Annotated in this window: 5 protein-coding genes and 1 pseudogene; 2 read left to right on the top strand and 4 right to left on the bottom strand. The window is 67.2% G+C overall.

The genetic code is table 11. The features are described from left to right. Nucleotides 1–93 (bottom strand): annotated as a pseudogene (locus GXZ33_RS06825) (antibiotic biosynthesis monooxygenase); the annotation flags it as partial. A 101-nt stretch (nt 94–194) separates the two neighbouring features. Here GXZ33_RS06825 and pgi point away from each other — a divergent pair. Next, nucleotides 195–1,832: a glucose-6-phosphate isomerase gene (gene pgi, locus GXZ33_RS06820; RefSeq protein ID WP_291340096.1), complete on the top strand. Its 1,638-nt coding sequence runs from the start codon at nt 195–197 to the stop codon at nt 1,830–1,832. On the opposite strand, the gene GXZ33_RS06815 is transcribed toward pgi, so the two are convergent. Genes GXZ33_RS06815 through GXZ33_RS06805 form a run of 3 tightly spaced genes read right to left on the bottom strand, consistent with a single transcriptional unit; the run spans nt 1,829 to nt 4,597 of the window. Then, nucleotides 1,829–3,649, bottom strand: a complete 1,821-nt coding sequence (locus GXZ33_RS06815; RefSeq protein ID WP_291340095.1) for a radical SAM protein — start codon at nt 3,647–3,649, stop codon at nt 1,829–1,831. The two genes, pgi and GXZ33_RS06815, sit on opposite strands and share 4 nt — an antisense overlap. After that, on the bottom strand, nt 3,642–3,830 hold the full coding sequence (locus GXZ33_RS06810; protein ID WP_291340094.1) for a hypothetical protein: 189 nt from the start codon (nt 3,828–3,830) through the stop codon (nt 3,642–3,644). Before GXZ33_RS06810 ends, GXZ33_RS06815 begins: the two co-directional genes overlap by 8 nt. Then, nucleotides 3,827–4,597: a hypothetical protein gene (locus GXZ33_RS06805; RefSeq protein ID WP_291340093.1), complete on the bottom strand. Its 771-nt coding sequence runs from the start codon at nt 4,595–4,597 to the stop codon at nt 3,827–3,829. The genes GXZ33_RS06810 and GXZ33_RS06805 overlap by 4 nt, the downstream gene beginning before the upstream one ends. 103 nt (nt 4,598–4,700) lie before the next feature. On the opposite strand from GXZ33_RS06805, the gene GXZ33_RS06800 reads away from it, so the two are divergent. Further along, nucleotides 4,701–6,188: a glutamate-cysteine ligase family protein gene (locus GXZ33_RS06800; protein ID WP_291340092.1), complete on the top strand. Its 1,488-nt coding sequence runs from the start codon at nt 4,701–4,703 to the stop codon at nt 6,186–6,188. The last annotated feature ends 266 nt before the right edge of the window (nt 6,189–6,454 follow it).

Raw genomic sequence — 6,454 nt, 5'->3', positions numbered from 1 at the left:
GTCGACGGCGTGCTTACGGGCGGCGAAGCGCTCCTCGAGCTGCGGGCCGGCGCCCTCGGGAACGGTGATGGCGTTGATTTTCACGATGCTCATGCCCCCCATTGTGCCCAACCCGCCGCTTCCCCGGCGGACACCCCGGAAAGTCACTAGATTCGTGGGTGTTGCCAGTTTCCCCGCGAAAAGGAGCCCGACCCATGGCCGACATCACCACCTCCGCTGAATGGAAGAACCTGGAGTCCGAGTTCGAGCGCACCCAGGGCCGGACCCTGCGGGAGCTGTTCGCCCAGGATCCGCAGCGTGCGGAGAAGCTGACCTTCGATGCGGCGGGTCTCCACGTGGACCTCTCCAAGAACCTGCTTGACGACGCCACCCTCGCCGCCCTCATCGCCCTCGCCAAGGAGGCACAGCTCACCGAGGCGATCGAGAAGATGTTCACCGGCGAGCACATCAACAACACCGAGGACCGCGCCGTGCTCCACACCGCGCTGCGCCTGCCCGTCGAGGAGGACCTGGAGGTCGACGGCCAGGACGTCGCCGCCGACGTCCACGAGGTGCTCGGCCGCATGCGTGACTTCGCCTCCTCCCTGCGGGCGGGCACCTGGCTGGGACACACGGGCCGCACCATCAAGAAGGTCGTCAACATCGGCATCGGCGGCTCCGACCTGGGCCCGGCGATGGCCGCCCGGGCGCTGCGCTCCTACGCCACCGCCGGCATCACCGCGGAGTTCGTCTCCAACGTCGACCCGGCCGACATGTCCGCCACCCTCGATGAGCTCGACCCCGAGTCGACCCTGTTCATCATCGCCTCCAAGACCTTCACCACCCAGGAGACGCTGGCCAACGCGCACGCCGCGAAGCGCTGGCTGCTGCAGGCCTTCGACGGGGACGAGTCGGCCGTCGCGAAGCACTTCGTGGCGGTGTCCACCAACGCCGAGAAGGTCGCCGAGTTCGGCATCGACACCGACAACATGTTCGGCTTCTGGGACTGGGTGGGCGGCCGCTACTCCGTCGACTCCGCCATCGGTCTGTCCCTCATGGCCGTCATCGGCCCGATGGACTTCATGCGTTTCCTCGAGGGCTTCCGCGCGATGGACGAGCACTTCCGCGCTACCCCCTTCGAGAAGAACGTGCCCGTCCTCATGGCGCTGCTGGGCATCTGGTACGTCAACTTCCACGGCTTCGAGACCCACGCGGTCCTCCCCTACTCTCAGGACCTCTCCCGTTTCGCCGCCTACCTGCAGCAGCTGACCATGGAGTCCAACGGCAAGTCCGTCCGACACGACGGCACCGCCGTCGACTACGCCACCGGTGAGATCTACTGGGGCGAGCCGGGCACCAACGGCCAGCACGCCTTCTACCAGCTGATGCACCAGGGCACCCGCGTCGTGCCGGCCGACTTCATCGGCTTCGCCCGCCCGAAGAACGACCTGCCGACCGCCACCGGCGAGGGCTCCATGCACGACCTGCTCATGGGCAACCTCTTCGCGCAGACCAAGGTGCTCGCCTTCGGCAAGACCGCCGAGGAGATCGCCGCCGAGGGCGTGTCCGGGGATCTGGTCACCCACAAGGTCATGCCGGGCAACCGTCCGTCCACGACCATCCTCGCGGAGGAGCTCACCCCGGCGGTGCTCGGTGCGCTCATCGCGCTCTACGAGCACATCACCTTCGTCCAGGGCGTCATCTGGGACATCAACTCCTTCGACCAGTGGGGCGTCGAGCTGGGCAAGCAGCAGGCCAACCAGCTGGCCGCGGCCGTCTCCGGCGCCGAGGAGGTCGACTCCGGCGACTCCTCCACCGACGCGCTCGTGCGCTGGTACCGCGCGAACCGCTAGTTCGGCAGGGCCGGCATCCCCAGCGGGGTGCCGGTCTTCTGCTTTACGACGTCGCCCCGCTCCCCGTAACTGAACCGGAACTCGTGGAACGGCAGGTTCACGGTCTCCAGGTGGTAGAAGGCGTTCCGGGCGTGCTTGGAGTAGTGGTACTCGCGGGCCTTGAGGGTGGTCACCGACAGCAGGTTGCCGTATCCGGGCAGCAGCAGGTGCTCGTACTGGCGGAGGAAAGGCGTGAGGTCGAGGCTCCAGCCCTGCGCGGTGCGGGTCAGTTCCGCCGGGTACAGGTCGACGGTGGCCACGTGCTCCATCTTCTCGCGCTGCTCGTCGCCGTAGATGACCTTCTCGTCGCGGAGCAGCTGCAGCTTCACCGCGTTGAGTGCGCCCTCGCCGGCGTTGAGTTCCCACAGGTCGGTGGCGACGTGCAGGCGCACCTCGTCGTCCGGGGTCAGTGCCGCCTGGGTCATCCGCCCGTAGAGGTGGCTGCTGAACAGGTCGCGGGACAGGCCGTTGACCTCCAGGGTGACCGCACCCCGGCGGAAGAGGGTCTGCAGGTGGGGGTCGCGGGCGATGATGGCGGTGACGGCGTTGTTCTCGTCGAGGATCTCGGGGTTGAACTTCGCCACCCGGGGCACGCTGAGGTCGTCGTAGATGTGCGGCTGGTTCTGGCGGATGAAGGAGTCCACCAGGCGGCGGCTCGCGTCGGGTTTGGGCGGGAATCTCTGCGGTTGCGCCTGGTAGAGCGCCTTCTGGATGCCGCACGTGTAGGCCCGGTTGCCACGGTTGTTGTTGCGCTCGATCGGGCAGCCGGCGTAGCAGAGGTAGAAGTACCCGCAGCTGATGCAGTCCTGTGAGAGTTCCTCGTTGGTGGCCTCGTAGTCCCGGATGGTGGCGGCGCCCTTCTCGGCGATCTCCGGGAGCCCCAGGTGGTGGATGTTGCCGAACTTCAGCTCCGGCTCCGCCTGCGCGCGGTGGCAGGGGTAGACGTCGCCGTTCTTCTGCACCAGGAAGTTGCTGGACCCGCAGTTGATCTGGTGGGTGCAGTAGCCGTGGGTGAACTCCTTGAACCACTCGTAGTACACGGCGCGTTCGAAGCGGGTGCCGCGGACGCGGTCGAGGATGCCCTCGAAGAACTCCACCATCTGGGTCTGGTCGAGCTGGCTGGAGTCCCCGGAGTTGACCGAGTCGTAGGCGAACATGATGTAGAAGTCGGTGACCATGTCGAAGCCGTGCTCGTCCAGCCACATGAGGTCGGCGACGAACTCGTCGATGCGTTCCAGGTGCTCGCGGCCGACGACGCAGCTGATCTGCTTGCGGTGCGGGTACTGCCCGAGCAGCAGCACGTTGTCGATGGTGCGCTGCAGCGTCGACTTCCCCGCCTTGGTCACCCGGAACTTCTCGTGCAGGGAGAAAGGCAGGTCGAAGCTGCCGGAGATGGAGACCTCGTACTCCTCGAACAGCGGGCGCAGCTGGTGGAAGTTGTAGAGGTTCGTCTTGATGTGGATCGCGGCGCCGCCCCGGCCGAGGGCCTTGAGTTCGAGGCGGTGGGTGCGTCGGTAAGCGGTGTAGAACTCGAAGAGTTCCCGCAGGACGGGCTCCGGCAACGTGGAGATCTCCGCGCCGTGGAGCAGCAGCTGATCCACGAGGATGCCCTGGTGTCCGAGGTGTCCGCAGATGCGGGCGAACTCGGCGACGACGTCGTCCGGGTTGTCACGGTTGTTGGTCAGGTCGCCGAGGTAGCAGTACGTGCAGCCGAGGTTGCAGAACTGGTTCGGGACGAAGGTGAGCTTGATCGCCCGGTGAAACAGCAGGTCATCCATTGTTATTGTTGTTGTTATTGTTGTTGTTGCTGGAGTCGCTGCCGGAGTCGCCGCCCTCGAAACCGAGGATGCCGGCCCAGCCGTTGCAGAAACTCGCCGACTCGCTGAACGGATCCCCACCGGCCGTCGTGATGCCACCGGCCGCCTGGCGCCTGAAGCGCTCACCAAAGGGTCGGGTCATGTCAGTTCCTCCTGTCGATTCTCGATGGCCACCGCCACCGCCTGCGGATTCTCCGGCAGGTACTTCACCCGCACGCGCGGGGTCGCCGTCAGCAGACCGTGCTCGAAGCTGCTCAGGCGCATGGACTTCCGGTGCTCGAAGGGCGTGGCCCCCACCCGGTGGATACGCAGGCCCACGTCATAGACCGGGAAACCGCCGAGCACCCGGTCGGTGCGGTCGATGCTGAGCACATCCGCGTCCGTGAGCACCCCCGCCTGCGCGGCCTGCAGCTCCAGGACCTGCACCATCCCGTCCCGCACGCGGACGTGGTCGAAGAAGCGCTGGGCCTTCTGCTGCTTGTCGCCGCGCGCGATCTTGATCTTCTCCCGACGGTCCGGCCGGTACATCGCCGGGAACTGCAGGCCCGGCTCGATGCCGGCGACCGAGGCCTGCGGCACCCGCCGGGTGAAGGTCGAGTCGAAGGACCCGCTCCCGTCGGCGGGCTCCACCCGGACGTTCACGTTGACCAGCCGACGGCCGTCCTTGAGTTCGGTTGTCGACAGGACCTTCTTCACCGTCGCCACCCCGACCTTCGCGTCCGGCCACTCGACCGGCCCCGGCCCGGACCGCACCGAGTCGACGACGAACCAGAGCAGCAGCAGACCGAACAGCACTCCCCCGGCCACTGCCGCCCACTTGAGGAGGGTGAGGACGCCGACGCCCGTGCTGGCGGCGACCACCAGGAACAGCAGCAGAATCGCCACCGGCCACGACAGGAACCTAGACATAACCGGGATCCTAAGGCCCGGCGACAGGCTCTGCAGGGCGAGCGGGTGGCGTCGAGAAGCATTTTGCCCCCGGAAACCTCCCCGCACACTAGAGTCTTTCCTCATGGGCGACGCAGTATCGACAGACACGTACACCCCGCAGCAGCGCACGCGCTACCGCCAGCACCTGAACAACGACCTCGAGGTCTTTGACCGGCATCTGCAGAAGGCGGAGTTCGGCAACCGCGGCACGATCGGCCTGGAGCTGGAGCTCAACCTCGTCGACGAGGACATGCAGCCCGCGCTGAAGGGCCAGGAGGTGCTCGCCCAGCTGGGCGACGAGTACCAGTCCGAGATCGGCATGTACAACGTCGAGCTCAACCACCCGCCGCTGTCCGTCGCCGGGGACGGACTCCGCCAGCTCCACGACGGCATCAGCTCCCGCCTCGCCGAGGTGCAGGCCGCCGCGGAGAAGGTCGGGGCCCGCGTCGCGATGATCGGCACCCTCCCGACCGTCACCCCCGAATTCCTCGCCGACCCGTCGTGGATGACCCCGGAGAACCGCTACCGCGGCCTCAACAACGCGATCATGCAGAGCCGCGGCGAACTCGTCCACATCGACCTGTCCAACGAGGAGGAGTGCCGCCTCGACTTCGACGACATCGCCCCGGAGTCCACGTGCACCTCCATGCAGCTGCACCTCCAGGTGCCGCCGGACCGTTTCACCCACGCGTGGAACGCCTCCCAGGCGATGGCCTCCGTGCAGGTCGCCCTGGCCGCCAACTCCCCGCTCTTCCTCGGCCGCAAACTGTGGCACGAATCCCGGATCCCGGTGTTCCAGCAGTCCATCGACACCCGCACCCCGGAACTCGTCGCCCAGGGCGTGCGCCCCCGCGTCTGGTTCGGCGAACGCTGGATCACCTCCGTCTTCGACCTTTTCGAGGAGAACGTCCGCTACTTCTCCCCGCTCCTCCCCGAGGACCGCGGCGCCTCCGGCGAACCCGTCTTCGAGGGCCAGTCCCCCACCCTCCACCACCTCAACCTGCACAACGGCACGGTGTGGCGCTGGAACCGCCCGATCTACGCGCCGGGCAAGCAGCGCGCCCACATCCGCGTGGAGAACCGCATCCTGCCCGCCGGCCCGACCGTCACCGACATCGTCGCCGACTCCGCCTTCTACTACGGCCTGGTCAAGTACCTCTCCTCCGAGACCCGCCCCGTCTGGTCCCGCCTGACCTTCAAGGACGCCGAGCAGAACTTCTTCTACGCCGCCCGCGCCGGCATGTTCGCCCGCCTCGACTGGCCGACGCTGGGGCGTATCGACGTCGCCACCCTCATCCAGGACCACCTCCTCGAACAGGCCCGGGAGGGTCTGCGCGCCCTCGACGTCGACGAGGACCTCATCACCCAGAACCTCGACATCATCCGCGAACGTGCCCGCACCCGCCAGAACGGCGCCATGTGGCAGCTGCGCACCGTCAAGGCCCTCACCCCGGCAGGTTCCAAGCCGGACTCCCCCGAGCGCCGCGCCGCCCTGGCGGAGATGCTGCGCCGCTACCTGGAGAACCAGGCCACCGGCGAGCCGGTCCACACCTGGAAGATCACTCCGTAGTCAAGTGGGGATCGTTCCCGATCGTCTTTTCTGTGGATAACAGGGAGTTGTCCACAGGCCCACGACCTGCTTCTCGACGGCTGCCCGCCGGGGGTTTATCGTCCGGGGCATGACCACGATCGAGCTGCTGACAGCCCTGCGGGCCATGACGGTACTGGGAGAGATCTCCTCCGGCACCGTCACCGTCGCCGACCTCGATCGACTCGGTGTCCGCGACGCCCGGGCCTGGGACAAACTCGCCGGCGTCTACTTCGGCCCGACCCGTC

The organism is Corynebacterium sp., assembly GCF_012838985.1.
Classification (GTDB): domain Bacteria; phylum Actinomycetota; class Actinomycetes; order Mycobacteriales; family Mycobacteriaceae; genus Corynebacterium.
Note: the sequence above shows the minus strand (reverse complement) of the source record. Positions and strands in the feature narration are given on the sequence as shown.

Bases quoted from the DNA above. Each gene is read 5' to 3' on its own strand.
- pgi (WP_291340096.1), top strand. From the start codon at position 195: ATGGCCGACATCACCACCTCCGCTGAATGGAAGAACCTGGAGTCCGAG.
- GXZ33_RS06815 (WP_291340095.1), bottom strand. From the start codon at position 3,649: ATGGATGACCTGCTGTTTCACCGGGCGATCAAGCTCACCTTCGTCCCG.
- GXZ33_RS06810 (WP_291340094.1), bottom strand. From the start codon at position 3,830: ATGACCCGACCCTTTGGTGAGCGCTTCAGGCGCCAGGCGGCCGGTGGC.
- GXZ33_RS06805 (WP_291340093.1), bottom strand. From the start codon at position 4,597: ATGTCTAGGTTCCTGTCGTGGCCGGTGGCGATTCTGCTGCTGTTCCTG.
- GXZ33_RS06800 (WP_291340092.1), top strand. From the start codon at position 4,701: ATGGGCGACGCAGTATCGACAGACACGTACACCCCGCAGCAGCGCACG.